Source organism: Cohnella sp. GbtcB17 (assembly GCF_019091135.1).
Classification (GTDB): Bacteria; Bacillota; Bacilli; order Paenibacillales; family Paenibacillaceae; genus Cohnella.
On record NZ_JAGXJW010000545.1, the window covers coordinates 1 to 230 of the forward strand.

Here is a 230-nt window from a genome sequence, read left to right on the forward strand (position 1 = left end):
GTTGGGATGGTTGCCCGCACCATTCGGCCTCGGATCGATCGGAATAAGCTCTGCGCCCGGAACGTTTGCGTTCAGGTTGTTGTAGGTGCCGGGAGCGGTTCGGTACGGACCGTCCCAGTTGGTGAAGAACGCCCCGACCTTGCCGTTGGAGATATCGGCGTCCGAGAGTTTCCCATCCTTGTCCGTCACGAAATTCGGGCTTATCAATCCAGCGTGAAACATCTTGTTCA

At 57.0% G+C, this 230-nt stretch carries 1 pseudogene; it reads right to left on the reverse strand.

Annotated features, from left to right (window positions below):
- A pseudogene (locus KVT38_RS34380) lies at positions 1-189 on the reverse strand (extracellular solute-binding protein); the annotation flags it as partial.
- Positions 190-230: the final 41 nt, after the last annotated feature.